Annotated in this window: 25 protein-coding genes; 9 read left to right on the top strand and 16 right to left on the bottom strand. The window is 66.4% G+C overall.

The features are described 5' to 3' along the window. Positions 1–80: 80 nt before the first annotated feature. Positions 81–995, bottom strand: coding sequence for a helix-turn-helix domain-containing protein (locus KBY77_RS12020; RefSeq protein ID WP_255104721.1), 915 nt, complete (start codon positions 993–995; stop codon positions 81–83). Positions 996–1,171: 176 nt separating this feature from the next. Between KBY77_RS12020 and KBY77_RS12025 the strand changes: the two genes are divergently transcribed. Next, positions 1,172–1,603: a DoxX family protein gene (locus KBY77_RS12025; protein WP_255104723.1), complete on the top strand. Its 432-nt coding sequence runs from the start codon at positions 1,172–1,174 to the stop codon at positions 1,601–1,603. Here KBY77_RS12025 and sds read toward each other — a convergent pair. The 5 genes from sds to KBY77_RS12050 form a co-directional block, all read right to left on the bottom strand. After that, the gene (gene sds / locus KBY77_RS12030; protein WP_255104725.1) at positions 1,597–2,568 is read right to left on the bottom strand and encodes a solanesyl diphosphate synthase; all 972 of its coding nucleotides are present in this window, start codon (positions 2,566–2,568) and stop codon (positions 1,597–1,599) included. The genes KBY77_RS12025 and sds overlap by 7 nt on opposite strands. Before the next feature lie 23 nt (positions 2,569–2,591). Further along, positions 2,592–3,422: a glutamate racemase gene (murI, locus tag KBY77_RS12035; RefSeq protein ID WP_255104727.1), complete on the bottom strand. Its 831-nt coding sequence runs from the start codon at positions 3,420–3,422 to the stop codon at positions 2,592–2,594. Further along, complete coding sequence (locus tag KBY77_RS12040) at positions 3,422–4,495, bottom strand: N-acetylmuramoyl-L-alanine amidase (protein WP_399212805.1); 1,074 nt, start codon at positions 4,493–4,495, stop codon at positions 3,422–3,424. The genes murI and KBY77_RS12040 overlap by 1 nt, the downstream gene beginning before the upstream one ends. A 35-nt stretch (positions 4,496–4,530) precedes the next feature. After that, positions 4,531–5,349, bottom strand: coding sequence for a carbon-nitrogen hydrolase family protein (locus KBY77_RS12045; RefSeq protein WP_255104731.1), 819 nt, complete (start codon positions 5,347–5,349; stop codon positions 4,531–4,533). A gap of 82 nt (positions 5,350–5,431) precedes the next feature. Next, positions 5,432–6,187, bottom strand: a complete 756-nt coding sequence (locus KBY77_RS12050; protein WP_255104733.1) for a 2-phosphosulfolactate phosphatase family protein — start codon at positions 6,185–6,187, stop codon at positions 5,432–5,434. 53 nt (positions 6,188–6,240) lie between these two features. Here KBY77_RS12050 and KBY77_RS12055 point away from each other — a divergent pair, with 53 nt between their 5' ends. Then, complete coding sequence (locus tag KBY77_RS12055) at positions 6,241–7,806, top strand: UbiD family decarboxylase (RefSeq protein ID WP_255104735.1); 1,566 nt, start codon at positions 6,241–6,243, stop codon at positions 7,804–7,806. A 24-nt stretch (positions 7,807–7,830) separates the two neighbouring features. Further along, positions 7,831–8,271 carry an Rrf2 family transcriptional regulator gene (locus KBY77_RS12060; protein ID WP_255104738.1) on the top strand — a complete coding sequence of 147 codons (441 nt, stop codon included), beginning with the start codon at positions 7,831–7,833 and terminating at the stop codon, positions 8,269–8,271. 20 nt (positions 8,272–8,291) lie between these two features. Here the strand turns inward: KBY77_RS12060 and KBY77_RS12065 are convergent, their stop codons facing one another. The 6 genes from KBY77_RS12065 to hemL are packed head-to-tail and all read right to left on the bottom strand — an operon-like array spanning position 8,292 to position 14,186. Next, positions 8,292–9,041, bottom strand: a complete 750-nt coding sequence (locus KBY77_RS12065; protein ID WP_255104740.1) for an ABC transporter ATP-binding protein — start codon at positions 9,039–9,041, stop codon at positions 8,292–8,294. Continuing rightward, positions 9,038–9,835: an ABC transporter ATP-binding protein gene (locus KBY77_RS12070; RefSeq protein WP_255104743.1), complete on the bottom strand. Its 798-nt coding sequence runs from the start codon at positions 9,833–9,835 to the stop codon at positions 9,038–9,040. The genes KBY77_RS12065 and KBY77_RS12070 overlap by 4 nt, the downstream gene beginning before the upstream one ends. Next, positions 9,835–10,716, bottom strand: coding sequence for a branched-chain amino acid ABC transporter permease (locus tag KBY77_RS12075; protein WP_255104745.1), 882 nt, complete (start codon positions 10,714–10,716; stop codon positions 9,835–9,837). The genes KBY77_RS12070 and KBY77_RS12075 overlap by 1 nt, the downstream gene beginning before the upstream one ends. Continuing rightward, complete coding sequence (locus tag KBY77_RS12080; protein ID WP_255104747.1) at positions 10,713–11,645, bottom strand: branched-chain amino acid ABC transporter permease; 933 nt, start codon at positions 11,643–11,645, stop codon at positions 10,713–10,715. The genes KBY77_RS12075 and KBY77_RS12080 overlap by 4 nt, the downstream gene beginning before the upstream one ends. 7 nt (positions 11,646–11,652) lie before the next feature. Continuing rightward, complete coding sequence (locus KBY77_RS12085; protein WP_255104749.1) at positions 11,653–12,870, bottom strand: ABC transporter substrate-binding protein; 1,218 nt, start codon at positions 12,868–12,870, stop codon at positions 11,653–11,655. Further along, complete coding sequence (hemL, locus tag KBY77_RS12090) at positions 12,870–14,186, bottom strand: glutamate-1-semialdehyde 2,1-aminomutase (protein WP_255104751.1); 1,317 nt, start codon at positions 14,184–14,186, stop codon at positions 12,870–12,872. Before hemL ends, KBY77_RS12085 begins: the two co-directional genes overlap by 1 nt. Before the next feature lie 276 nt (positions 14,187–14,462). On the opposite strand from hemL, the gene KBY77_RS12095 reads away from it, so the two are divergent. Further along, the gene (locus KBY77_RS12095) at positions 14,463–15,974 is read left to right on the top strand and encodes an FAD-linked oxidase C-terminal domain-containing protein (protein WP_255104761.1); all 1,512 of its coding nucleotides are present in this window, start codon (positions 14,463–14,465) and stop codon (positions 15,972–15,974) included. A 44-nt stretch (positions 15,975–16,018) separates the two neighbouring features. Here KBY77_RS12095 and tpiA read toward each other — a convergent pair whose 3' ends face one another. Both tpiA and KBY77_RS12105 read right to left on the bottom strand, forming a co-directional pair. Further along, positions 16,019–16,759, bottom strand: a complete 741-nt coding sequence (tpiA, locus tag KBY77_RS12100; protein ID WP_255093487.1) for a triose-phosphate isomerase — start codon at positions 16,757–16,759, stop codon at positions 16,019–16,021. A 32-nt stretch (positions 16,760–16,791) separates the two neighbouring features. Beyond that, a complete protein-coding gene (locus KBY77_RS12105) occupies positions 16,792–17,025 on the bottom strand; it encodes an RNA-binding S4 domain-containing protein (RefSeq protein ID WP_399212790.1) in 234 nt (77 codons plus the stop codon). Between KBY77_RS12105 and KBY77_RS12110 the strand changes: the two genes are divergently transcribed. The 3 genes from KBY77_RS12110 to KBY77_RS12120 are packed head-to-tail and all read left to right on the top strand — an operon-like array spanning position 17,016 to position 19,431. Continuing rightward, positions 17,016–18,755: an ABC transporter ATP-binding protein gene (locus KBY77_RS12110; protein WP_255104763.1), complete on the top strand. Its 1,740-nt coding sequence runs from the start codon at positions 17,016–17,018 to the stop codon at positions 18,753–18,755. The genes KBY77_RS12105 and KBY77_RS12110 overlap by 10 nt on opposite strands. A gap of 47 nt (positions 18,756–18,802) precedes the next feature. Beyond that, positions 18,803–19,171, top strand: coding sequence for a hypothetical protein (locus tag KBY77_RS12115; RefSeq protein WP_255104765.1), 369 nt, complete (start codon positions 18,803–18,805; stop codon positions 19,169–19,171). Positions 19,172–19,200: 29 nt separating this feature from the next. Next, positions 19,201–19,431, top strand: a complete 231-nt coding sequence (locus KBY77_RS12120) for a DUF6447 family protein (protein ID WP_094554089.1) — start codon at positions 19,201–19,203, stop codon at positions 19,429–19,431. A 27-nt stretch (positions 19,432–19,458) separates the two neighbouring features. Here KBY77_RS12120 and KBY77_RS12125 read toward each other — a convergent pair whose 3' ends face one another. Further along, positions 19,459–20,193 (bottom strand): DUF3386 domain-containing protein, encoded by a 735-nt coding sequence (locus KBY77_RS12125; protein WP_255104767.1) that lies wholly within the window; start codon positions 20,191–20,193, stop codon positions 19,459–19,461. Positions 20,194–20,219: 26 nt separating this feature from the next. Further along, complete coding sequence (carB, locus tag KBY77_RS12130) at positions 20,220–23,525, bottom strand: carbamoyl-phosphate synthase large subunit (RefSeq protein ID WP_255104769.1); 3,306 nt, start codon at positions 23,523–23,525, stop codon at positions 20,220–20,222. A gap of 117 nt (positions 23,526–23,642) precedes the next feature. Between carB and KBY77_RS12135 the strand changes: the two genes are divergently transcribed. Together KBY77_RS12135 and rsfS are read left to right on the top strand one after the other, a co-directional pair. Beyond that, positions 23,643–24,278 (top strand): DUF3318 domain-containing protein, encoded by a 636-nt coding sequence (locus tag KBY77_RS12135; RefSeq protein WP_094553793.1) that lies wholly within the window; start codon positions 23,643–23,645, stop codon positions 24,276–24,278. Continuing rightward, positions 24,271–24,678, top strand: a complete 408-nt coding sequence (rsfS, locus tag KBY77_RS12140; RefSeq protein WP_255104771.1) for a ribosome silencing factor — start codon at positions 24,271–24,273, stop codon at positions 24,676–24,678. The genes KBY77_RS12135 and rsfS overlap by 8 nt, the downstream gene beginning before the upstream one ends. Positions 24,679–24,734: the final 56 nt, after the last annotated feature.

Raw genomic sequence — 24,734 nt, forward strand, 5'->3', positions numbered from 1 at the left:
AGGCTCACAGACGCGTTCGATCGAGCTGCTCCTGGAGTTATGTCGATTCTCCCATTGGTGCAACCCAGCCAATGGCTGTTTCAGGGGCTGGAGCTGCTCCTGGAGGTCTGACGTTCACCGCTACTGGTGAACTGATGCCAGCTGATCTGCTCGATCGTGCCCAGGGTCTGGGACTGTCCTGAGGCTGTGGTCACGGTGATCAGATCCGGGCGGCCCGCCAGCACCTCCAACCCTGCCCCCAGGGAAAAGGTTCCGGTGCCGGTGAACAGGCCGCGGAACAGCTCCTTGCCTTCGCCGTTTCGCACCTCAAGCCAGCTGGGTTCTCGGCTGCTGAGCAGAAGGCTCCCCAGGCTGGGCTTGACGGGGTCGGCAGGCTTGGCGGGCTTGGCAGGCTCGCTTGTTGTGCTCGCTGGCCTGGTTAGGTTGCTGGAGACGGTTTGGCTCTGCTTCGTGCCGATGGCCAGGGCCGCCACCAGGGCCAGCACGCCGGCACCCCCTGCCAGCAGCCAGGTCAGCCCAATCCGTCGTCGGGGCATGTGAGTTGACGGAAGATGGGCTTCACTGCTGGGATCCCTGGGTGCCATGGCGGGAGCCGCCAGGCTCACCCTGGCCACGGAGCCCGAAGGCTGACCCGCACTGGTTGGTCCTGGGGAGGGTGCGGAACGGCGGCTGACCCCTGGCAGGTGGATGTCCAGCAGAGACTCAGTCAGCTGATCGGCGTCGAGGCCAAGACTGGTGGCCACCCGCCTGGCCTGGGCGATCAGGTAGATCCGCTCCGGCAGCCGTGTGTGATCACCTGATTCAAGGGCGCTGAGCCTGTCAGCCGAGAGGTAGTTCTGCTCCGCCAGCACCGCCAGGGGGATGCCCTGAGCTTCACGGGCCTCGGCAAGTGTCTTGCCCAGACTCACCAGGGCGGGTAGACGCTCGGAGTAGGCGGACTCGGTTGTGGCAACCGGTTCGCCGGGCTCCGCGGGGTGGGACGCGCGCTCGCTCACGCTGGAGTTGCGTTCAAAGGATCGATCCATCATGAAGGGAAGCGCCGATGCCATCAGACATCTCTGATGCAAGCCGCTCTCAATGCCCGTGCAGATGTTGCTTGAAGAACAGGGCTGAGTGATACGGCGAGGCCCAAGCCGTTACCAGCAGACTGCAGTTCGTTGCATCGTCGTTGATGAGGAGTTCCCGGCCCCAGCTGCGCCTCTCCCGTTCTGGTCAACGCTCCCAGACCACGCTCTGGATTGGGGGGTTGGCCCGTGTACTCCTCGCCCTTGTGTTCGTTAATGCCCTGGTGGGCAAGCTCACGACCTTCACTGCGGTGGCCGACAAAATTTCTGCCAAGGGGCTACCCCTGGCCCCCCTGCTGCTTGTGCTGGCCATGGCGCTGTTGGCTGTGGGATCAGCCCTGCTGATCCTTGGCTGGCGTCAGCGCCTGGGCGCGGTGCTGCTGCTGATTTTCCTCGTGCCTACCAGCCTGATCTTCCACAGCGACCTGGGTGACAGTTCGGAGCGCATCCAACTGCTGAAGAACCTGGCGATCATGGCCGGTCTGCTGCTGGTAGCCAATCAGCCCAGTGAGCGGCGACCGAGACTTCGCCGTCAGTAGAGACGGCTGAGCACAAACTCGGGCAGGCTGAGCAGGGCTGTGCGCGAGTCGGAAGGACTGAGCCATTGCAGGGCATCACCGGCTTCCCGCGCGAACCCTTCGGCCAGGGCCCTTGAGCGGGGGATCGCCTCGCAGCCCCGTACCAGTGCCAGGGCCTGGGCGAGATCATCGGGCTCACAGAGTTCCCGCTCAATCAGTCCCGCCAGGGCCGGTCGTTCCTCGAGGGCATAGAGGACCGGGGCCGTGAGGTAGCCGGTGGCCAGATCACTGGCGGCAGGCTTGCCCAGCTGCTGGTCGCTGCCGGTGAAATCGAGGATGTCGTCTACAACCTGAAAAGCGAGACCGAGCTGACGTCCGAAGCGGTAAAGGTCTTCGAGGCGGTCGTTGCCGAGTCCGCTCAGCACGCCGGAGGCCTTGGCACTGTTTGCAATCAGGGAGGCAGTCTTGCAGTAGCTCTTATCGAGGTAGGTCTCGAAGCTCTGGCCCGTGTCGTATCGGTAGAGGCCCTGCCGCACCTCGCCATCGGCCAGGTCCATGATCACGCGGGAGAGCAGCTTGACCACCGCGAGGTCGTCGAGATTGGCCAGATGCCAGCTGGCCTGGGCAAACAGGAAATCGCCCGCCAGGACCGCCAGTCGGTTGTTGAAGCGGCTGTGCACCGTGTCCACCCCGCGCCGGGTGGAGGCCTCATCCACCACATCGTCATGAACAAGCGAAGCGGTGTGGATCATCTCGGTGATCTCCGCCAGTCGCCTGTGGCGACTGGACAGTTCGCCGTCGGCCGAGAGGGCACGAGAGAGGAGCAGCACGATGCCGGGGCGAATCCGCTTGCCTCCAGCGCTGAACAGGTGCTCGGCAGCTGCCTGAAGAATCGGGTGCCCCGCTCCGATCAGACTGCGCAGATCGCTCAGCAGGGTTTCCAGGTCGTTCTCGACCGGCTGGAGCAGCTCTGCAACGGTGGCCATGTCTCCCGCCAGGTGAGCTGATCCTAGAAGGCTCCCACCGATGACCGGAGGCAGACCTGCTCCACCTGGGGATGCCAGCCCAGCCAGGGGGCCGCAGCCAGGGCAAAGGCCTCGGCATCGCCCGTGACGCAGAACCGCCCCCGCTCCACCGGCACTTCACGGGGGTGCAGGCCGCAGGCGCGGGCCTGGAGCAGGGGTGTCTTGCCTAACAGTTGGCCCAGCTGAACCACCGCCGCCTGGGCCGGGTCCACCAGCACCACCTCGGGAGGAAGCAACTCACGCAGCAGCTCCTCCAGCAAGGGGTAGTGGGTGCAGCCCAGCACGATGGCTTCCACCCTCTCCTCCAGCAGCGGCTTGAGGTAGGCGATCGCCGCAGCGCGCAGGCGTGGATCGGCGAAATTTCCATCCTCGATCAGAGGCACGAAGGCCGGACAGCCGATTTCGACCACATGGCAGGAGGGATCGGCCTGACGCAGAGCCCGTCCGTAGGCACCGCTTGAGGCCGTGGCCGGGGTGGCGAGCACCCCAACCCGTCTGCAGTTCAGCTGGCTGGCCACACTGTCGATCAGTCCGAGCACCGGCAGATCGCATCCGGCCTCAGCCTCGGCGATGTCGAAGGCCAGGGCATTGGTGGTGTTGCAGGCCATCAACACCGCATCCACCTGTTGCCGCCGCAGCCAGCCCACCACCTCCGCTGCGATGTGGCGGATTTCGTTGGGGGAGCGCTGGCCGTAAGGAACCCGGGCGGTGTCGCCGAGATATACGAAGGGAAGGTCAGGATGATGCTCAAGCAGCCGCCGCAAGACCGTCAACCCGCCCAGTCCGCTGTCCAGCAGGCCGATCCGCTGATCCATCAGCCCCCTGCCAGAAAATTGAGAATACCGCTCGTGATCGCCTGAGCCAGACGCTGCCGGTGCGAGGCGGTGGCCAGGCGGCGGGAGTCGATGTCGCCGGTGACGAATCCTGTTTCCACCAGGGCGGCGGGCATCACGGTGCGACGGATCACAAAGAACCGCCCCGTGCGTACCCCTCGATCTGGACTGCCCGGTGACACCGCGACCACTTCCGACTGGATGGCCGCCGCCAGAGCCCTCGACAGAGAGCTCTGGAAATAGAAGGTTTCAATGCCGTTGACATCGGGCCTGGCCATGCTGAGGGCATTGGCGTGGATGCTCACGAAGGCATTGGCGCGACTGCTGTTGGCCAGGGACACCCGCGGCGGCAGGTCCACGTCGATTTCCGAGGTGCGGGTGAGCACCACCTGAACCCCCTTGGCCTGGAGAAGCCGTGCCACCTGGAGACTGATGTCGAGCACCACATCGGTTTCACGCAGCCCGCCGATACCGATCGCACCAGGATCGGGTCCACCGTGGCCCGGATCGATCACCACCCGGTAGCGCCCGCGGGGCACATCGGGAAGTCCGGCCGAGGAAAGGGGTGTCCGTCTGTAGCCGGGGGTGAAGCCTGGATTCGACCGCCATGGAACGGAGACGGCGGTCACATCCCCCTCGCCAATCGTGCGCAGGCTGCGATTGGGAAGGCCCTCGAATTCGAGCTTCCAGCGGTCCCGGGCCGTGCCCACCAACCTCAGCCGTCTGGGATCGAGCTGGGTGCCGGGCTGAAACTCGATCACCAGCCTGGTGGTTTCGGGATCGGGCTTGCCGATGCGCACCTCCCGCAGGACACCGTTGCCACGGATGCTGCGGGTGCGGATGGGGGCTCCCGGCAGATCCACCCACACCCTGGGCCCGGTATTGCCGCGTCCCGCCTCAAAGAAGGCCTGCAGGGAGATCGACGGGGAGGTGCGCAGCTCCAGCACCCCATCGCTGTTGATGCGCCAGGCCGCCAAAGCACTGGCAGCCCTTGCCGGCAAAGCTGCCAGCAGCAAGGCGGCCTGAAGAACTCCACCAAGGAGAACACCGCTCAGTGAGACGAAACGGAGTGGGCGTGGCTTCCTCAGGATCAGAACAGCGAAGGACGGCGGTGGTTGAGGCTCGGCATCTGGGCGCGGACCCGCTGGCCATGGTCGGGGTCGATGGGGGCCACGGCAAGCCCCACTCCGATGCCGGCATCGGCGAGCACCGTTCCCCAGGGATCGATGACCAGGGCATGGCCGTGGCTCTGGCGTCGCCCGTAGTGCAGGCCAGTTTGGGCCGGTGCCAGCACGTAAGCCGTGTTCTCGATCGCGCGGGCCTGCAGCAGCACTTGCCAGTGATCCTTGCCGGTGAAAGCGGTGAAGGCCGCCGGAATCATGATCAGCTCAGCTCCAGCGCCGGCCAGGTGGCGGTAGAGCTCGGGGAAGCGCACGTCGTAGCAGATCGAGAGTCCGATCCTGCATAGGCCTGGGGCATCTACAACGGGCGGCAGGGCGGTGCCGGATCGGACGGTTTCTGATTCCCGATAGGTGTTTCCATCAGGCAGATCCACATCGAAAAGGTGGATTTTGTCGTAGCGGGCCAACAGCTGGCCGTCGCGGCCCACCAGTTCCGCCCGGTTGTAGGTGGCTCGCTCGCCTGCGGGAACGGGGAAGCCACCACCTAGCAGGGTCACCTGATAGCGCCGCGCCATGGTTACCAGGAAGCGGCTGCACCGGTCCGCCAGGCTGGTGGCCAGCTCCAGCCGCCGCTCGTCGTCGCCCATGAATGCGAAGTTCTCGGGCAGGCCCACGAGCTCGGCGCCACGACGGGCAGCCAGGTCAATCTGCTCTTCGGCGGCGGCAAAGTTGGCGTCCGGATCGGGCGTGCTGGTGAGTTGCACAGCGGCAGCCAGAAAGCTCGTCACCAGGTGGAAGTGTCAGATCGGCCGAACTTTAGGGGGAGGTCCGTCAGGGCTCCGGTCTGTGCGGCCCACTCTTGGACTGGCCTCAGCTGGCCTTGAGCACGCCTGGTTCCGCCTGCATCGGCACGATCGTGAGGGTGTCGAGCGCGGCACAGCACTGGAAGTCGGCGTCGTGATTGCCCAGGCGGATCAAGCGCTGGCCGTGGCTGGCGGTGCGCAGGCAGCCCTCGGGGTTGTGTCGCCACTGCTGCCAGAGGGCCAGGGCAGCCACCATCTCATCGTTGCCGGCTGCCACGCTGATCCCCGCGGCAGGGGCCAGCTCGATCAAAGCGGCGCCCACGGCGCCCGCCGCCAGGCTGTCCTCCAGCGAATAGGCACCCTCCCAGCCGCTGCCTACGATCCAGACGTTCTCAACACCCCGCTCGATCAGCCGTTGGGCCACCGCTGTGCGGTTCGGCAGGCAGGCGGTGAGGAGCAGGGGCAGATCCCTCACCCGGTCGAGGGAGCGGGTGCCGTTGGTGGTGCTCATGAAGATGCGCTTGCCCGCGACCAGCTCCGGTGTCACTCCCAGGGGCGAGTTGCCCATGTCGAAGCCCTCCACCCGGGCACCGCCGCGCTCACCGGCGGTGAGACGGCGCTCGGCGGGCCAGGCGGCGGCACTGGTCTTGAGGTCTTCGAGATTGGCGAAGGCCTGGATCGCCTCGGCGCCGTTCTCCAGGGCCCAGGCCATCGTGGTGGTCGCCCGCAGCACATCGATCACCACTGCCGCGTCGGGGCTGCCGCCTTCGGCCGAACCCACAGCCGGTACGCACTCTGAGGTGTGGAAAGTGTGGATCAGCACGGCGCGGCGAGTGGTGAGGGTGCGTCACAGTAAGCAGCAACGGAACTGAACCGATGCAGGCAGTGTTGCCGCGAAGCACCACCCGAGACCTGCGGGGTTTTCTGGCGCTGCTGGAACAGCGCGGACAGTTGCGGCGGATCACCGCGCCGGTCGATGCCGATCTGGAGCTTGCCGCCATCGCCGACCGGGTGCTGGCCCGGGGTGGACCGGGCCTGTTGTTCGAGAACGTGATCGGCAGCCCCATGCCGGTGGCGGTCAACCTGCTGGGCACGGTGGAGCGGGTGGTCTGGAGCATGGGCCTGGAGCGAGCCGAGCAACTCGAAGACCTGGGAGAACGGCTGGCCCTGCTGCAGCAGCCCCGCCCCCCCAAGGGCCTGCGCGAGGCGGTTCGTTTCGGCGGCGTGCTCTGGGATGTGGTCAAGGCCCGCCCCGACCTGGATCTGCTTCCCCCCTGCCACCAACAGGTGTTCAAGGGCGATCAGGTGAATCTCGATGCCCTGCCGCTGCTGCGCCCCTGGCCAGGTGATGCCGGCGGTGTGGTCACCCTCGGTCTGGTGATCACAAAGGATCCGGAAACCGGCGTGCCCAACGTGGGCGTCTACCGCCTCCAGCGCCAGTCGATGAACACCATGACCGTGCACTGGCTGAGCGTGCGCGGGGGCGCCCGCCACCTGCGCAAGGCCATGGCCCTGGGCAAGCCCCTGGAGGTGGCCGTGGCGATCGGCGTGCACCCACTTCTGGTGATGGCCGCCGCCACCCCGATTCCGGTGCAACTCTCTGAGTGGCTGTTTGCCGGCATCTACGCCGGGGAAGGGGTGCGACTGGCGAAGTGCAAGACCCTCAATCTGGAGGTGCCGAGCCACAGCGAGGTGGTTCTGGAGGGCACGATCGCACCGGGGGAGGTGCTGCCCGATGGTCCGTTCGGCGATCACATGGGCTTTTACGGCGGGCTGGAGGATTCCCCCCTGGTGCGCTTCCATTGCGTCACCCAGCGACGCGATCCGGTCTTTCTCACCACCTTCAGCGGCCGTCCTCCCAAAGAGGAAGCGATGCTGGCGATCGCACTCAACCGGATGTACACGCCGATTCTTCGCCAGCAGGTGCCGGAGATCGTCGATTTCTTCCTGCCGATGGAAGGCCTCAGTTACAAACTGGCGGTGATAGCGATCGACAAGGCCTACCCAGGCCAGGCCAAGCGGGCAGCGATGGCTTTCTGGAGCGCTCTGCCCCAGTTCACATACACCAAGTTCGTGGTGGTGGTCGACAAGACGATCAGCATCCGTGATCCGCGCCAGGTGATCTGGGCAATCAGCGCCCAGGTGGATCCCCAGCGGGATCTGTTCGTGCTCGAGGACACCCCATTCGACAGCCTGGATTTCGCCAGCGAGCGGCTCGGGCTAGGCGGCCGTCTGGCCATCGATGCCACCACCAAGATCGGCCCGGAGAAACGCCACGACTGGGGCGAGCCGCTGCGTCGCACGGCTGAGCAGGAGGCCCGTGTGGATCAGCGCTGGGCCGAGCTGGGCCTCGCCGACATCGATGCCAGCGATCCCGATCCGGTGCTCTTCGGCTACACCCTCGAGCACGTGCTCGAGCGGCTCTCCGCCCGCGGCGTCTAGGCCGATGCCCTCTCCCAGGCGGTGATGCTCAAGCGCCGGGGCCTCCAAGCGATCCAGGCCTTGCTGGAGTTGGCACTGGAGCCAGAGCGCTGGCGCTCTGGGCCCGATCTCGCTGCCAGCCAGGCAATTCCCGAACCGATGTTGGAGCAGGTACTGCAGCAGTTGCGCCGCGCTGAGCTGGTGGAGGCCCGCAGAGGTCGCCATGGCGGCTACAGGCTTCAGCGTGCTGCCGCCGCCATTCCTCTGCTGGAGGTGCTGCGGGCGGTGGAAGCGGACCCGTCGCAGGAGCCGGCCACGTCGGCGGCCGCACAGCAGGCGGGGGAGCAGGTGGCCCTTGCCCTGGAGCGGCGCTTACAGCTGGCTCTGGAGCGGGAGCTGGCCCGGCTCAGCCTCGAGGAGCTGCTTTACGACCTGCGCAGTACCCAGGAGTGCCTGCGCCAGGAGGGAGGACTGATGCTGGGCTGAGCAGCCGCCCATGGATCAATTCAGCCATCACCGGGCTGCTCAGCTCCCAGATAGGTGGTCCTGAGATCCTCATGGGCCAGCAGCTCGGTGGCGCTGCCACTGAGGCTGACATTGCCGGACTGGAGCACCACCCCCCGGTCGGCGATGGCCAGGGCCGCCTGGGCGTTCTGCTCGACCAGCAGGATCGTGAGCCCTTCGCGATGAAGCTGCCGAAGAATCGCCATCACCTCGGCCACCAGCTTCGGCGCCAGCCCCAGACTGGGCTCGTCCAGCAGCAGCAGCCGCGGACGCCCCATCAGCGAGCGAGCGATCGCCAGCATCTGCTGCTCCCCGCCCGAGAGGCTGCCGGCCAGCTGCGAGCGGCGTTCGCGCAGGCGGGGGAAGCGCTCGTAGCAGCGCTGAAGATCCCGCTCGATTCCGCGCCGATCCCGGCGCAGATAGGCCCCGAGCTCCAGATTCACAGCCACGGTCTGGCGAGCCAGCACCCGCCGCCCCTCCGGGCAGTGACCGATCCCGAGCCGCACCGTTCCCTCGGTGGCGGTCCTGGCGAGGCAGCGGCCCTGCCATTCGATCCTGCCCGCCTGCGGCTTCACAAGCCGCGAAATCGCTCGCAGGGTGGTGCTCTTGCCAGCGCCATTGGAGCCCAGCAAGGCCACCAGTTCCCCCTCGTGGATGTGCAGGTCGACCGCGCTCAGAGCGTTGATCGCCCCGTAACGCACCGAGAGACCCCGGATGGCCAGCAACGGCGGGCCAGCGGCAGTGACGCTCATGCACTCACCCCCAGGTAGGCCTCGATCACTGCTGGGTCATGGCGCACGCTCTCAGGGGTGCCCAGGGCGATCCGCCGGCCGAAATTCAGCACCGCCAGGCGGTCGCAGAGGCTCATCATCAGCGGCACGTGGTGCTCAATCACGAGCACGGTGAGATCGAAGCGTGAGCGCAGGCGCCGGATCAGGGCCGAGAGCTCCTCCTTTTCGATCGGGTTCATGCCGGCGGCCGGTTCATCCAGCAGCAACAGGCGCGGGGCGGTGGCCAGGGCGCGGGCGATCTCCAGCCGCCGTTGTGACCCGTAGGGCAGGCTGCCCGCCGGCTGCCGGGCTGTGTCGGCCAGGTCCACCAGCTCCAGCAACTCCAATGCCCGTTGTCGCAACTCCCCCTGGCTCTGGCGGAAGGATCGCTGGCCCAGCAGGGCCGGGAGCAGGGGAGCGCGCGCACTGTGGTGCAGGCCGATCAGAACGTTCTCCAGGCAGCTCAACCGCTGGAACAGGCGCAGGTTCTGAAAAGTGCGGCCGATACCCAGGCGGTTGATCCGATCCGGGGGCAGGCCGTTGATCGCTCCATCACTCCAGCGGATCGACCCCGCCGTGGGGCGGCCTACGCCGGAAATCAGGTTGAACAGAGTGGTCTTGCCAGCTCCATTTGGGCCGATCAACCCGAAGATCTCCCCCGGCTGCACCTGCAGGGAGACGCGATCGAGAGCGAGCAGGCCACCGAAGCGGCAGCTCACCTCCTCCAGGGCCAACAGGGAGGCTGCAGCTGTTGCCTGGGCTGAGGGAACCTGCATCAGGGGCGTCGCAGGGTTTGCTGGAGCCTGGCCAGGCGCTCCGGGGTGATCAGGCCTTGGGGAAAGAGGATCGGCCCCAACAGGATCACCAGGCCGAAGAGAATCAGGCGCAGATCCCCCACCGGCCGCAGCAGTTCGGGCAGGGCCGTGATCACCAGCCCACCCAGCACAGGCCCCAGCCAGATCCGGGAGCCGCCGAAGACCACGAAGGCCAGGGTGGTGATGCTGGCGTCGAAGCCGCCCTGACGGGCATTCCAGGTGTTGAGGAAGTGAGCAGCCAGCACTCCGGTGAGAGCGGCAATCACGGCGCTGATCACGAAAGCGGTCAGCTTCACGTCAGCGCTGGGAATGCCCATGCAACGGGCGGCCAGCTCGTCATCGCGGATGGCCGCCATCGCCCGCCCCAGCCTCATGGCCTCCAGCCGGGCACACAACCAGCAGACCAGGGCCAGCAGCACCCAAGTGGCCAGGGCATAGCCACCGGGGCCGGCGAAAGGCTGGGGAATGCCGAAAATCCCCACTGCGCCACCGCTCCAGGCCAGGTTCAGGTTCAGCACTCTCAGGATCTCCACCAGGGCGATGGTGGCGATGGCCAGATAGATGCCGCGCAACTGCAGCACGGGTCTGCCGAGCACCAGGGCCACAGCTGCTGCCACCAGGGCCGCAACCACCAGCTCCAGGGCCAGGGAGGTCAGGGGGTAGCCGGTCCCAGCGCCCGAAAGGGCAGGCCAGCGGGTGGAGAGCAAGGCGGCCACATAGCCGCCGATCACATAGAAGCCCGGAGTGGCCAGTGAGAGCTGACCGCAGCGCAGGGGCAGGTAGACCGAGAGCGCCAGCAGGGCGCCGAAGCCCATCTGCACCAGCAGCGAGAGATCGCTCACACCTTGCTCGCCACGGGTTTGCCCAGCAGTCCCTGGGGACGCAACAGGAGGACCAGAAACAGGATCGCGAAGGCCACCCCGTCCTTGTAGCCGGAGAGCTCCGAGGGCACCAGCGCTTCTGCCAGTCCGACGATCAGGCCGCCAAGCACCGCTCCCGGCACGCTGCCCAGACCGCCCAGCACCAGCACCCCCAGCCCCTTGAGCCCGTAGCCGATGCCGAAGTAGGGCCCGGCAATGCTCACGCTCAGGCCCACCAGCCCGCCGGCCACCCCCGCAAGGAACCCGCTCAGCGCAAAGGCCAGGCGGATCATGGCGCCGGAGTCGATTCCGAGCAGACGGGCGGTGACCGGGTCCTCCGCCACCGCCTGCAGGGCCTTGCCGCCCCGGCTGCCCTCCAGCCAGAGCGTGAGCAGCGCCACCAGCAGGGCAGCCACCAGCAGCAGGAGCACCTGAACGGTGCGGATCTGGGCGCCGCCCAGGGCCAGTGCCGGCGGCAGGGCCGCCAGGGTGGAGGCGGGGATCGAGTAGCTCTCGGCTCCCATCAGCAGCTGCACCAGGTTCACCAGCACCACCCCTGCTCCCAGGCTGGAGATCAGGTAAAGCAAAGGCTCGGCGTTGCGTTGGCGAAGGGGGCGGAACGCCACCGCCTCCACCCCCAGGCCCACCAGGGCGGAGCCGACTCCAGCCAGGGCCAGGGCCAGCCAGAACGGCAGGGAAACAGGCAGTTGCCAACCAGCCAGCAACCCATTGGCGCCCACCGCACCACCGATCAGCAGATAAGTGAGGTAACCCCCAATCGTGAACATCGCTCCGTGGGCGAAGTTGATGACCCCCAGCACCGAAAACACCAGGGTGTAGCCGAGTGCGAAGAGGGCATAGACAGCCCCCGAAGCCAGGCCGTTGATCAGAATCTGCAGGAGATGAACCACGCCTGGCTCAGGGAAGCAGCAGGAAACGGCCGCTGCGGCCGTCTGGCTGCATCCGCACCTGGGCCACGTGGAAGCGTTGCTGCAAAACCTCACCATCGGGGCTGAAGCTGATCTCGCCCAGGGGAGTGTCGTATTGGCCGCCGAGCAGCTCGGCCAGCAGCGCCTTGCGCGCCTCCGCCAGGGACAACTGGGCCAGCGGTTGGCGTTGGTTCAGCCGCTGCAACGCTTCTGCCACAACCTGGTAGGCCGTGAAGGCCTGGGCCGTGAGCTGGGGTGGAATCGCACCACCTTTGGCCTCTTGATACAGAGCCACGAAGTCGCGGTTCACGGGCGTGTCGAGCTCGGGGCTGTATGCCTGGGCAATCAGAATGCCGTCGCAATAGCCCTGGCAGATCGGATAGATGTTCGGCGTGTTCATCCCGTTCCCCACCACGATTGCGCCCCTGTAGCCCAGCTCCCGCAACTGACGGATCAGGTTGCCCCCATCCACCGCCTGAGCCGAGATCACGATCAGATCAGGTGACTCGCGCAGGGCGGACGAGATCTGATTCTGGAAATCCTGGTCATTGAGCTGGGTGCGCTGCACCGTCACTGGTTTGAGCCCTTTGTCGGTGAGGGCCTTCTGGAAGATGACGGTCTCGGAGGTGCTGTAGGCGTCGTCCTGGGCGTAGAACACCGCCGCCCGACGGATCGAGGGTGTCAGCTGCAGGGCTTTGGCGATCGAAAGGGGCGCAATCTCGGTGCTGGGGGCCGACACCCGGCTGATGAAGCTGCCGATCTGGGGAATGCCGGTAGCGGTGTTGGAAGGCGCCACCACCGGCACACTGCGCCGCTGGGCGATCGGGTCGGCCGCGAAAGCCTGCTGGGAGAGGGTGGGACCGATCAGGGCTACCACCCCGGCATCGATCAACAGGTTGAAGGCCTGGCTGGCGGTGGCCTCATCGCCGCCTCCATCCTCCAGACGCAAGTTCAGTTCAAGCGCTTCCTGAGGGTTGGCATTCCGGCGTTGCTGGAACCAGGTCTGAGCCAGCTTGAGGCCGATCTGCTGATCCTGTCCGTAGGCATTGGCATTGCTGGTGAGCGAGAGCACCGCTCCGACGGGCACGCCGCCCTTGAGCTGCAGTGGCTGGTCTTCGGCGCGGGGGCCGCAGGCCGCCAGTCCGGCCGCCAGGGCCAGTGCAGCCCCCAGGGCGACAGCGATCCGGGAGAGTTGGCCCGCCTGCATCAGGCGATGGCGGCGAAGCTGTCGCGGAACGCCCGGAGGGTGGCTTCGATGTCGGCGTCGCTGTGGGCCAGGGAGGTGAAGCCGGCCTCGAAAGCGCTGGGGGCCAGGTAGACGCCGCGCTCGAGCATGGCCCGGTGCAGCCGGCCGAAGCGCTGACTGTCGGTGGCCTTGGCTTCCTCGAAATTACGCACGGGCCCCTCACAGAGAAAGAAGCCGAACATGGCGCTGATGGAGCCACCGCATATCGGCAGGCCGGCCTCGCGACCCGCCGCCAGGATGCCGTCACTGAGGCGCTTGGTGATCAGCTCCAGCCGCTCGTAACTGCCGGGCTGCTTCAACAGCTCCAAGGTCTTGATGCCAGCGGTCATGGCCAGGGGATTGCCGCTCAGGGTGCCTGCCTGATACATCGGCCCGGCGGGGGCCACCATCGACATGATCTCGGCCCTGCCGCCATAAGCCCCCACCGGCAGTCCACCTCCGATCACCTTGCCCAGGGTGGTGAGGTCGGGAGTGATGCCGAAGCGGGCCTGGGCGCCGCCGTAGCTGATGCGGAAGCCCGTCATCACCTCATCGAAGGTGAGCAGGGCGCCGTGCTCGGTGGTCAGTTCGCGCAGACCTTCAAGGAAGCCGGGCTCGGGAGTGATGAAGCCGGCATTACCCACCACGGGCTCGAGGATCACACCGGCGATTTCGCCGGGATTGTCTGCAAAGAGCTGCTTCACCGCTTCCAGATCGTTGTAGGGAGCGGTGAGGGTGTTGGTGGTGGTGCTGCGTGGCACACCGGGGGAATCCGGCAATCCGAGGGTGGCCACGCCCGAGCCGGCCTTCACCAGGAACATGTCGGCGTGGCCGTGATAACAGCCTTCGAACTTGATCAGCTTGTCGCGGCCGGTGAAGGCCCGCATCAGCCGCAGCACCGACATGCAGGCCTCGGTGCCGGAGTTCACGAAGCGGACCATCTCGACGCTGGGGACCGCTTCGATCACCATCTCCGCCAGGGTGTTCTCCAGGGCGCAGGGCGCGCCGAAGCTGGTGCCCTTGTCGAGGGCTTCATGCAGGGCGCCGATCACTTCGGGGCGGGCGTGACCGCAGATCGCCGGCCCCCAGCTACCGATGTAATCGATGTAGCGATTGCCGTCCACGTCCCAGGCGTAGGCCCCCTTGACCCGATCGAAGACGATCGGGTCACCGCCCACCGAGCGGAACGCCCGCACGGGCGAACTGACCCCACCGGGCATCAGGGTCTGGGCGGCACTGAAGAGTTCCTGGGAACGGGAGGTGTTCAGGGCAGGAACCGAAACAGGGGCCGAAGTCAAGGCGTGATCCGCGAACGTTGAAGAGGGTGGGGAGCATGAGCCGACCCTGAGGACTGCCCTGGCACCACCAGACCATGTTGCATTCTCGCCCAACGCGCTGCCGTTTCTGTAAGTGGGGCAGGAACCAAGGAACCAGCGGATCACCCCTCCAGACTCCAGCAGACCCCGCTTCTATATGACTTCGCGACGAGTTTTACCAGCCCTGGGCTCTGGGGGATTGACCACTCGCCATGCTCGCTATGGTCACAAGGCTGGAACCTGTTATTGGCTGACCCCTTGGCCGAGCCGCCTGCCCTGACCCTGCCCTGGAGGCGGATCGAGCGGCGCCTGCGCCAGCTGCTGCCCACCAGGGCGGTGGTTGCCCGTCGCGCGGAGCTGCTCACTTATGACAGTGATGGCCTGACCCTGCAGCGACATGAACCACCCCTGGTGGTGTTGCCCGAAACCACCGAGCAGGTGGCCGCGGTCCTGCGCCTCTGCCAGGAGGAGGGCGTGCCCTTTGTGGCCCGGGGCAGCGGCACTGGCCTCTCCGGTGGAGCCGTGGCGGAGCAGGAGTCGCTGTTGGTGGTGACCAGCCGTATGCGCTCGGTGCTGGCTCTGGATCTGGAAAACCAGCGCATCACCGTCCAGCCGGGGGTGATCAACAGCTGGGTAACCCGCGCCGTGGCCGGCGATGGCTTCTACTACGCACCCGACCCCTCCAGCCAGGTGGTCTGCAGCATCGGCGGAAACGTGGCCGAGAACGCCGGGGGGGTGCACTGCCTCAAGTACGGCGTCACCAGCAACCACGTCCTGGAGTTGGAGGTCGTGCTCCCCGATGGCCGCATCACCCGTCTGGGGGGAAGCCTGGCGGAAATGCCGGGCCTGGATCTGCGTGGCGTCTTCATCGGCAGTGAGGGCACCCTCGGCATTGCCACCGCCATCACCCTGCGGCTACTGCCTCAGCCCCAGACGGTGCAGGTGCTGCTGGCGGATTTCCCCTCGATGGAAGCGGCTGGTGAGGCCGTGCGCCTCGTCACCGAAGCGGGGGTGCTGCCGGCGGGGATGGAGATCATGGACAACTTCACGATCAACGCCGTCGACGACCTCTTCGGTTGCGATGAGTACCCCCGCGACGCCGCGGCGGTGCTGCTGATCGAGCTCGATGGCCGACTCGAGGAGGTGAGCGCCGCGGCGGAGCGGGCCATGGAGCTCTGCCGCCAGGCCGGAGCCCGCTCCCTGCGCCGGGCCGAATCAGAGACCGATCGAGCCATGCTCTGGAAGGGACGCAAATCGGCCTTCGCGGCCGTCGGCAGGATCACCCCCACCTATTACGTTCAGGACGGGGTCGTTCCCCGCAGCGCCCTGCCCCGAGTACTGGCGGCCATCGAGGTGCTCAGCCGCCGCTATGCCCTGCCGGTGGCCAACGTTTTCCATGCCGGCGACGGCAATCTGCACCCGCTGATCCTCTACGACGCCAACCAGAACAACGTGCAGGAAAGGGTTCAGGCCCTCGGCGCCGACATCCTGCGACTCTGCATCGATGCCGGCGGCAGCATCACCGGCGAACACGGGGTGGGAGCCGACAAGCGCTGCTACATGGATTGGATGTTCTCACCCGACGACCTGGGCACGATGCAACTGGTGCGCAACGCCTTCGATCCCGAGGGTCGAGCCAACCCCGGCAAGCTCTTCCCCACCCCCCGCAGCTGCGGTGAATCGGCTCGTCGTGCCCGCAGCGTGCGCGTTCAGGTGGACTCAGCTGAGCAGGCCGATCAGCCCCTGGCTGCCCCGATCGAGGTGTTCTGACGGCGCACCCTTTGCGGCCTAATCAGGTTGCTGCCCAATCTGCTTCAGGCGGCCACAGGCACCTGGTAACAAGCAATGCGCGCAAAGCCGGTGGGATCCAGTGAGGCTCCGCCCACCAGCACGCCATCGATGTCAGGTTGGGCCATCAGCAGGTCGATGTTCTCCGCCTTGACCGAGCCGCCGTACTGGATCACCACATCGTCGTAGCCAACCCAGCCACGGATAAGAGCGCAGAGGCGGTTGGCTTCTTCGGCACCGCAGGTCTTGCCGGTGCCGATCGCCCAGATCGGCTCGTAAGCCACCACCAGGCGAGTTGGGTCAAGGCCTTCGAGGCCCTGGTCCACCTGTCGGCGGATCACACGCTCGGCTTCGCCCGCCTCCCGCTGGGAATCGCTCTCGCCCACGCACAGAATCGGGATCATTCCGGACTTCTGGGCCGTGCGGGCCCGCAGATTGATCTGCTCGTCAGTTTCGCTGTAGTACTTGCGCGGCTCGCTGTGGCCGACGATCGCGTGGCTGACTCCATGCTCCAGCAGCATCGGGGCCGAGATCATGCCTGTGTAGGCCCCCACGTCATCCCAGTGCACATTCTGGGAGGCGATCTTCACAGGGCTGCCCTCGAGAGCTTCACTCAGGGCGGCAATGGCAGTGAAGGGAGGGGCCAGCACCACCTCCCGGTCACTGGGCAGGTCTCCCAGCAAAGGCAGGAAAGCGGCGGCATAGGCCCGCGCCTCGGCGCAGGTCATGTGCATCTTCCAGTTCCCTGCAATCACAGCCTTGCGCACAGGATTGTCCTCGCCCAGAAGTGCCCCACAACCTAGGTCTCGGCGGGGACCACCAGTTTCATGCGCGCGAGTTCCACCGTGTCCCCCGGCCGCAGCTGAAGGCCGCGTCGACGCTCCACCGCTCCGTTGACCCTGACCTCTCCGCCCTGCACCCGCAGCTTGGCTTCGCCACCGGTTGCCACCAGGGCATGAAACTTGAGGAATTGATCAAGCCGCAAAAGAATGGGGGCCGGATCGGCGCTGATAAGGTTCGCCGATGCTCGCACCCCCACCGGCCGGCTTTCGAGGGCTGCTGCCGCTGCTGAAGCCCCACCGCCGCAGGCTGGTGGCCGGTGGCCTGTGCATGCTCGTGTTCGTGGCCTGCTGGCCCTTGCTCGCCGCCCTGGCAGGCCAGCTGATTCCGGCTATCGGCGCGGGCGATTTCCCTCGGGTTCTGCGGGCGATCGCCCTGGCCCTGGCGGTGTTCCTGGTGCAGAAGCTGGCCCAGTTCGGTCAGGACACCCTGCTGGCCTCCCCGGCGCTGCAGGTGAGTCAGGCACTGCGCAGCCAGTTGTTCGCACGACTGCAACGGCTGGAGTTCTCGGCTCTGGAGAAACTCTCGGCCGGTGATCTCACCTACCGCCTCACCGAAGACGCCGACCGGGTCGGGGAGGTGATCTACAAAACGATCCAGGACACCACCCCGAGCCTGCTCCAGCTGGTGGTGGTCTTCGGCTACATGGTGTTTCTCGACTGGAAGCTGTCCCTGGCCACGCTGGTGCTGGCCCCGCTTGTGGCGGTGATGGTCAGCGGCTTTGGCGCTCGGGTGATGGGAGCCGCTGAGCGCAGCCAGAAACAGGTGAGCGAGCTGGCGGGCCTGCTGGCCGAAGCCATCGGTGGCCTGCCGCTGGTGCGGGCTTTCGCGGCCGAGGCCTGGCTGCAGAACCGCTTCGAGCAGGAAATCGATCTGCATCGGCGCGCTCGTTACCGCACCCTGCGCCTGCTGGCTCTGCAACATCCGGTGGTGGGCTTCATCGAAGCGGCAGGAATTCTCTCAGTGCTGCTGATCGGGGCGGCCCGCATCCAGGCCGGCGGGCTCGACAGTCAAGGGTTCAGCTCCTACGTGGCTGCCCTGCTGATGCTGATCGATCCGATCTCACACCTCACCACCAACTACAACGAGTTTCAGCAGGGTCAGGCATCCCTCAACCGTCTGCGCGAGATCGAGCGCGAGCCGATGGAGATCCCCGACCGCCCCGGCGCCAAGCCCCTGGGCCCGGTGCGCGGGGGCCTCAGGCTGGAGAACGTCTGGTTTGGCTACGACCCCGAGCAGCCCGTACTGCGGGATCTTGATCTGTGCGCCGAGCCCGGCCAGCTGGTGGCCCTCGTGGGTCCATCAGGTGCTGGCAAGAGCACCCTGTTTTCGTTGCTGTTGCGTTTCAACACCGCCCAGCGCGGGCGGGTGCTGCTTGACGGCCAGGACCTGGCGGGCCTGCGGGCCGCCGACCTGCGACGGGCTGTGGCCCTTGTGCCCCAGCAGAGCCGGGTGTTCTCCGGCAGCGTGGCCGAGGCGATCCGCTTCGGGCGCGCTGCCAGCGACGAGCAGGTGCAGAAGGCGGCCCACCTGGCCAACGCATCGGGTTTCATCGAGGCCCTTCCAGAGGGCTACCACTCCCGCATCGAAGAGCGGGGCAGCAATTTCTCCGGCGGCCAGCTCCAGCGCATCGCTATCGCCAGGGCAGTGCTCGGTGATCCCGCTGTGCTGTTGCTGGATGAGGCCACCAGCGCCCTCGACGCCGAGGCGGAGGAAGCGGTGCAGCAGGGTCTGAAGCAGGCGATGGCCGGTCGCACCGTTCTGGTGATTGCTCACCGCCTCTCCACAGTTCAGGGGGCCGACCAGATCCTGGTGCTCGAAGGAGGCGGCATCATCGAGCGCGGCAGCCATGATCAGCTCATGGCACGTCCCGGCCGCTACCGCGAGCTGTGCGACCGTCAGTTGATCCGGGTGGCGGCCTGAACCGCCACCATCGGTGATGCGCAGTCCAGTTCCACGCTCGAGCGACCATGGCTGAGATGCCCCAGTGGGAGTACCGGGTGATCCACATCAACGTGGAGAACAGCTCCCCACCCGCGCCCCCCGACCCCCAGGCCGCCAGCCAGAAGTTGCAGGGAATCCTCAGCCCGGAATTCATCGCCCGGGAGTTCCCCGAGTTCTATGGCGCCTCCCAGACGCCCCGCCACCCGGCCGAGCAACTGCAGTTCTTCATGAACCTGCTCGGCAAGGAGGGTTGGGAGATGGTGGAGGCGGCTCAGGTGGGCCCCCTGCTGATGTTCTTCTTCAAACGGATTCGCAGGCCAACCCCGGCCAAGCTGCCGCCCGCTGGCACCTCGCTTGCTGCCCCAGGCTTGGAAGGCCCGCCGGCAGCCGCTTAACCTGCCTCCGCGACGAAACAGTGGTGACCTTGACGGCCTCTTCCAACCAGCCACCCGTGCTCACCTTCGAGGGGAAGCGCTACGAGCTCAACGTCCTTCCTGACGACGTCAAGGAACTGGTGCGGGGCATGCAGGTGGCCGATGCCCAGCTTCGTCTCTACGAGGACACCCTCAAGGTGCTGGCAGTGGGCCGCCAGTCGATGGCATTTCAGCTGAACGAACGGCTCAAGAGCATCCCCGCCCTTCCGGACGGGGTCTGAACCTGAGCGAGTGGGTCAGCTAGTGATCTAGGCGGAGGGTTCAGCTGCAGCCTGGGGCAGCGGCTCAAGGGCCTCGAAGCGGAAGGTCTGCACGCTGCTTCCCCCCGGTGCTTCGGGATCGTCGCTGGTGATCACCCGCTCAGCGAGTACCCAGGGCCCGATGCCTGCCAGGGGAACGAAGGTGTCGCTGAACCGGCTCGTGCCACCGCGGGCTTCGCCCGTGGCCGGATCGCTGTAGCGGCTGCTGTAGGTGTGGCTGAGATAGCCGGCACCGGTGTCGGTGGTGCTGCCCGTGAAGATCGTCACCACGGTGCCGTGGATCTGGCGATGCACCATCGTGACCACAGAATCCTTGATGCGGTAGCGATCACCGGCGTTCTTGCCGCCCACGATCACCTCGAGGCCCACGGCATCGGTATCGCCGGCGCTGAAGGTGTTGGCGCCGTGGGTCTGCTCGAAGCTGCGGCGCACCCGGTGAATGCACACTTCCCAGAGCTGGGAGCCGATCGCCTTGGTGATCTCCTCGTCCTCGATGCCCTCAACGCTGGCCTTGAGGTCGGCGCCCACGCGGAACTGACCCTCCACCCGCTGCTCACCCTGCTCCCAGACGCAGCGGCCCCGGTAGCCGCCGAAGCCCGGTTCCCAGGTGTAGCGGTTCTCGTAGGCGGCACGGAACAGCTCGCGGATGTCGCTGCCAGGAGCGATCGTGGCACTGGCGGCTGGGTTGACGCTGGCGCTGATTGGAGTGGCGGTGCCGGTCAAGGATCCGAGGGCGAAGTTCCTCAACCCTAACGAGAGGGATCAGCGTGGATGTCCTGGAGCGCGGCCACGGTGAGCTCCTGGCTCTGCAGGGTGGCGATCGCCTCCACCGCCGCGCGGGCACCGGCCAGGGTGGTCACCGTGGGCACGGCGTAGTCGAGGGCTGCGCGGCGCAGATACTGGTCGTCGTGGGTGGCCTGGCGGCCGATAGGCGTGTTCACGATCAACTGGATGCGGCCGGAGCGGATCGCGTCCTCGATGTTGGGGCGGCCTTCATGCACCTTCAGGATCGACTCCACCTCCAGGCCCGCATCCCGCAGCACCGCTGCAGTGCCGGTGGTGGCGATCAGAGCGAGTCCTAACTCCGAGAGGCGCTTGGCGACGGGCACCAGCGAGGGTTTGTCGCGGTCGTGGGTGGAGAGGAAGACGGTGCCGCCCAGGGGCAGGGCTTCACCGGCGGCAATCTCGGCCTTGGCGTAGGCCATGCCGAAGCTGGCGCCGCTGCCCATCACTTCACCAGTGGAGCGCATTTCCGGCCCGAGCAGGGTGTCGGACCCGGGGAAGCGCTTGAAGGGCAACACCGCTTCCTTCACGTTCTGCAGAGGTGGTCTGGGCTCGCTGCTGAGGCCCAGCTCGCTGAGGCTGTGGCCCGCCATCAGCAGGCTGGCGATCTTTGCCAGGGGCACACCGGTGGCCTTGGCCACAAAAGGCACCGTGCGCGAGGCGCGGGGATTGGCCTCGATGATGAACACCCGCTCGGCCTGCACTGCAAACTGGAGATTGATCAGGCCACTCACATCGAGGGCCAGAGCCAGAGCTTCGGTCCACTGGTGGATCGTGGCCAGGGCCTGCTCCGAAAGCGACACCGCCGGCAGGGCGCAAGCCGAATCGCCCGAGTGGATGCCGGCTGGCTCGATGTGCTCCATCAGGCCGCCGATCACCACGGACCCCTGCCGATCGGCGAGGGCATCCACGTCCACCTCGATGGCGTTCTCGAGGTACTTGTCGATCAGGATGGGGTGATCGGGTTCCACCTGCACCGCCTCCACCATGTAGCGGTTGAGTTCCCCTTCATCGAAGACCACCTCCATTGCTCGTCCCCCGAGCACATAGCTGGGGCGCACCACCACCGGGTAGCCCACCCGATCGGCCACGGCGCGGGCCTCGACAGCGCTGCGGGCCAGTCCGTTACTGGGTTGGCGGATGTTCAGGCGGCGCAGAATCGCTTCGAACTGCTCCCGGTCTTCGGCCTGATCGATCGACTCCGGTGAGGTGCCCCAGAGGCGGGTGCCGGTGGCCTGGCCCTCCGGCCCTGCCAGCCAGCGCAGCAGGGGGAGCGCGAGCTTGAGCGGGGTCTGGCCACCGAACTGAACGATCACCCCCTCGGGTTTCTCAGCCTCGATCACGTTGAGCACATCTTCGAGGGTGAGCGGCTCGAAGTAGAGACGATCGCTGGTGTCGTAGTCGGTCGAGACCGTCTCCGGGTTGCTGTTCACCATCACGGTGGCGAAGCCATCGGCCCGCAGGGCGAAGGAGGCGTGGCAGCAGCAGTAGTCGAATTCGATGCCCTGGCCAATGCGGTTGGGACCGCCGCCGAGGATCATCACCTTGCGGCGTGACTCCGGTTGCACCTCATCCTGGGCTGCAAGGCGGATTGGAATGCCGACGTCGTCGAGGTGCTCGATTGGACGCTCGTAGGTGGAGTAGTGATATGGGGTGTTGGAGGCGAATTCCGCCGCGCAGGTGTCCACCGTCTTGAACAGGGCGTTCACACCGAGCCCCTGGCGTGTGCGGCGCACACTCAGCTCATCGCTGCCGCTGGCCCAGGCGATCTGGCGGTCGGAGAAGCCCAGCTGCTTCAGCTCCAGCAGATCCGCAGCCGAGAGCTGCTGGAGAGACCGTCCCCGCAACAGGCGGTCTTCGGCCTCGATCAGGCGCCGAAGCTTGGCGATGAACCAGGGATCGATGGCGCTGAGCTGATGGATCTCGGCGTCGCTGCGGCCGGCCACCATGGCGGCGCGCACCGCGAAGATGCGATCCGGCGAAGGGGTGCGCAGCATCCGCTCCAGGTCACTCGACTCCAGCGGCTGATCGGGGCGATCGCAGCCCCAGCCGGCATGGCCGGTTTCCAGGGAGCGCAGGGCCTTCTGGAACGACTCCTCGAAGCAGCGGCCGATCGCCATCGCCTCCCCCACCGATTTCATCGAGGTGGTGAGCACGGCCGGGCTGCCGCGAAACTTTTCGAAGGCGAAGCGGGGGATCTTGGTGACCACGTAATCGATCGTGGGCTCGAAGCAGGCCGGTGTGGCTCCGGTGATGTCGTTGAGGATCTCGTCGAGGGTGTACCCCACCGCCAGGCGGGCAGCGATCTTGGCGATCGGGAAGCCGGTGGCCTTCGAGGCCAGGGCCGAGGAGCGGCTCACCCGCGGGTTCATCTCGATCACCACCACGTCGCCGTTGGCGGGGTTGATGGCGAACTGGATGTTGCTGCCGCCGGTCTCCACGCCGATTTCACGGATGATCGCGATCGACTGGTCGCGCAGCCGCTGGTATTCGCGGTCGGTGAGTGTCTGGGCCGGCGCCACGGTGATCGAATCGCCCGTATGCACCCCCATCGGGTCGAGGTTCTCGATGCTGCAGATGATCACCACGTTGTCGGCCAGATCACGCATCACCTCCAGCTCAAATTCCTTCCAGCCGATCAGCGAACGCTCGATCAGGATCTGGGAGACCGGGCTGGCCACCAGTCCGCTCTTGCAGAAGGCCTGGAACTCCTCGGGGTTGTAGGCGATGCCGCCGCCGGAGCCGCCCAGGGTAAAAGCCGGCCGGATTATGAGTGGATAGGTGCCGATCTCTTCACCCACGCGCTCGGCTTCCTCCAGGGAGGAGGCGATGCCGGAGGGACACACCGCCACCCCGATCCGCTCCATGGCTTCCTTGAACAGGCGCCGGTCTTCGGCCTTCTGGATCGCTTCGAGGTTGGCCCCGATCAGCTCCACTCCGAACTGCTCGAGGGTGCCGTCCTCCGCCAGGGTGACGGCCAGGTTGAGAGCTGTCTGGCCGCCCATGGTGGGCAGCAGGGCATCGGGACGCTCCAGCTCGATCACCTGCCGCACCACGGCGGGGGTGAGCGGCTCGATGTACGTCCGATCCGCCATCTCCGGGTCGGTCATGATCGAGGCGGGGTTGGAGTTCACCAACACCACTTCGTAACCCTCGTCACGCAGGGCCTTGCAGGCCTGGGTGCCCGAGTAGTCAAATTCGCAGGCCTGGCCGATCACGATCGGTCCCGAGCCCAGCAGAAGGATGCGACGCAGATCCGACCGGCGGGGCATGGGCGGCGCTTGAACTGCCAAACGACGCCAGCCTCTCACGGCCCCACCACCAGGCTTGGCGGTTGGGCGCTGTGTCCTCGCTAACGTGAGCATCTTGTGATCAGCGAACGTGGCTCCATGAGCGAACTCCAGCGCCTGAAGGGGCTCCTCCCCCCGGAGATGCAGAGCTGGGTGTTCGTGGAAGCGGCCGCTTCCGCCGATCCCCCGCTGATCACGATTGAGGAGATCGGTCGCGACGAGGTGGAGGTTCAGGTGGATCTGCTCAAGTGGGAGCCTTTCGCCCTCGATCACCGCAACCTGCTCTTCTGGCATGAGGTGGGGCGCATCCAGAACGACGCCGTCCCCCGCGACGGCTGGGAGATGGCGGCCCTGGCCATCGGCCTGGGTGGCGCCATCGGCGAACTCTGGGTCCAGGACGGATTGCTGCTGATGATGGCTCTGGGGCTCTCCGGCTTCGCCGGCTACCGCCTCTATCTCAAGAACAACAACGAGAAGCGTCTGCAGGACGCCATCGCCGCCGACGAGCGAGCCATTTCCCTGGCCTGCCGTTTCGGCTACACCCTCCCCAACGCCTACAAGAGCCTGGGGGGAGCGCTAAAGGAACTGCTTGAGCAGACCCGCAAGAAACGCCGTCGCTCCTTTTACGAAGACCGCCTTGAGGCCCTGCGCAAGAGTGCTGGGCGAGCCCGCGCTGAAATGGCTCAACAGCAGGGAAGCCGCCAGTCCGTGACCAGCGAGAACGTATATGGCTGAATCATCTCCCAGCCCCACTGTGCTGGCATCCGGAGACAGCCGGGCGCTGGCCCTGCTTGCAGCCGAGGCCTGTGACGACCGCAAGGCCGTTGACATCTGTCTGATCCGGGTGGAGGAGGTCTCCTCCCTGGCCGACTGGTTCGTGATCTGCTCCGGCCTTTCAGAAGTGCAGGTGAGGGCCATTGCCCGCTCGGTGGAGGACCGGCTTGAGCTGGAGGCAGGTCGCCTGCCCCTGCGCAAGGAAGGTCAGAGCGAAGGCCGCTGGGTGCTGCTCGACTACGGCGAGCTGATCGTTCATGTGCTCACTCCAGCAGAGCGCCGCTACTACGACCTGGAATCCTTCTGGGGGCACGGTGAGCACGAGCCATTCCTAAGCTCCACTCAGCCCCTGTCCCAATGAATGGTCCCACTGGGCAGCTCGACAGCAGCCCAGAGACCTCCCGGTGACTTCCCTGT

This window comes from Synechococcus sp. Cruz-7E5, from assembly GCF_024345995.1.
Taxonomy (GTDB): domain Bacteria; phylum Cyanobacteriota; class Cyanobacteriia; order PCC-6307; family Cyanobiaceae; genus Regnicoccus_A.

Excerpts from the sequence above, each read along its gene's own strand:
- KBY77_RS12070 (WP_255104743.1), bottom strand. The coding sequence starts at position 9,835 with ATGCAGGTTCCCTCAGCCCAGGCAACAGCTGCAGCCTCCCTGTTGGCC.
- carB (WP_255104769.1), bottom strand. The coding sequence starts at position 23,525 with ATGCCCCGCCGGTCGGATCTGCGTCGCATCCTTCTGCTGGGCTCGGGA.
- rsfS (WP_255104771.1), top strand. The coding sequence starts at position 24,271 with ATGGCTGAATCATCTCCCAGCCCCACTGTGCTGGCATCCGGAGACAGC.
- KBY77_RS12055 (WP_255104735.1), top strand. The coding sequence starts at position 6,241 with ATGCAGGCAGTGTTGCCGCGAAGCACCACCCGAGACCTGCGGGGTTTT.
- KBY77_RS12110 (WP_255104763.1), top strand. The coding sequence starts at position 17,016 with ATGCTCGCACCCCCACCGGCCGGCTTTCGAGGGCTGCTGCCGCTGCTG.
- KBY77_RS12065 (WP_255104740.1), bottom strand. The coding sequence starts at position 9,041 with ATGAGCGTCACTGCCGCTGGCCCGCCGTTGCTGGCCATCCGGGGTCTC.
- KBY77_RS12060 (WP_255104738.1), top strand. The coding sequence starts at position 7,831 with ATGCTCAAGCGCCGGGGCCTCCAAGCGATCCAGGCCTTGCTGGAGTTG.
- sds (WP_255104725.1), bottom strand. The coding sequence starts at position 2,568 with ATGGCCACCGTTGCAGAGCTGCTCCAGCCGGTCGAGAACGACCTGGAA.
- KBY77_RS12135 (WP_094553793.1), top strand. The coding sequence starts at position 23,643 with ATGAGCGAACTCCAGCGCCTGAAGGGGCTCCTCCCCCCGGAGATGCAG.
- murI (WP_255104727.1), bottom strand. The coding sequence starts at position 3,422 with ATGGATCAGCGGATCGGCCTGCTGGACAGCGGACTGGGCGGGTTGACG.
- KBY77_RS12085 (WP_255104749.1), bottom strand. The coding sequence starts at position 12,870 with ATGCAGGCGGGCCAACTCTCCCGGATCGCTGTCGCCCTGGGGGCTGCA.
- KBY77_RS12115 (WP_255104765.1), top strand. The coding sequence starts at position 18,803 with ATGGCTGAGATGCCCCAGTGGGAGTACCGGGTGATCCACATCAACGTG.
- KBY77_RS12025 (WP_255104723.1), top strand. The coding sequence starts at position 1,172 with ATGAGGAGTTCCCGGCCCCAGCTGCGCCTCTCCCGTTCTGGTCAACGC.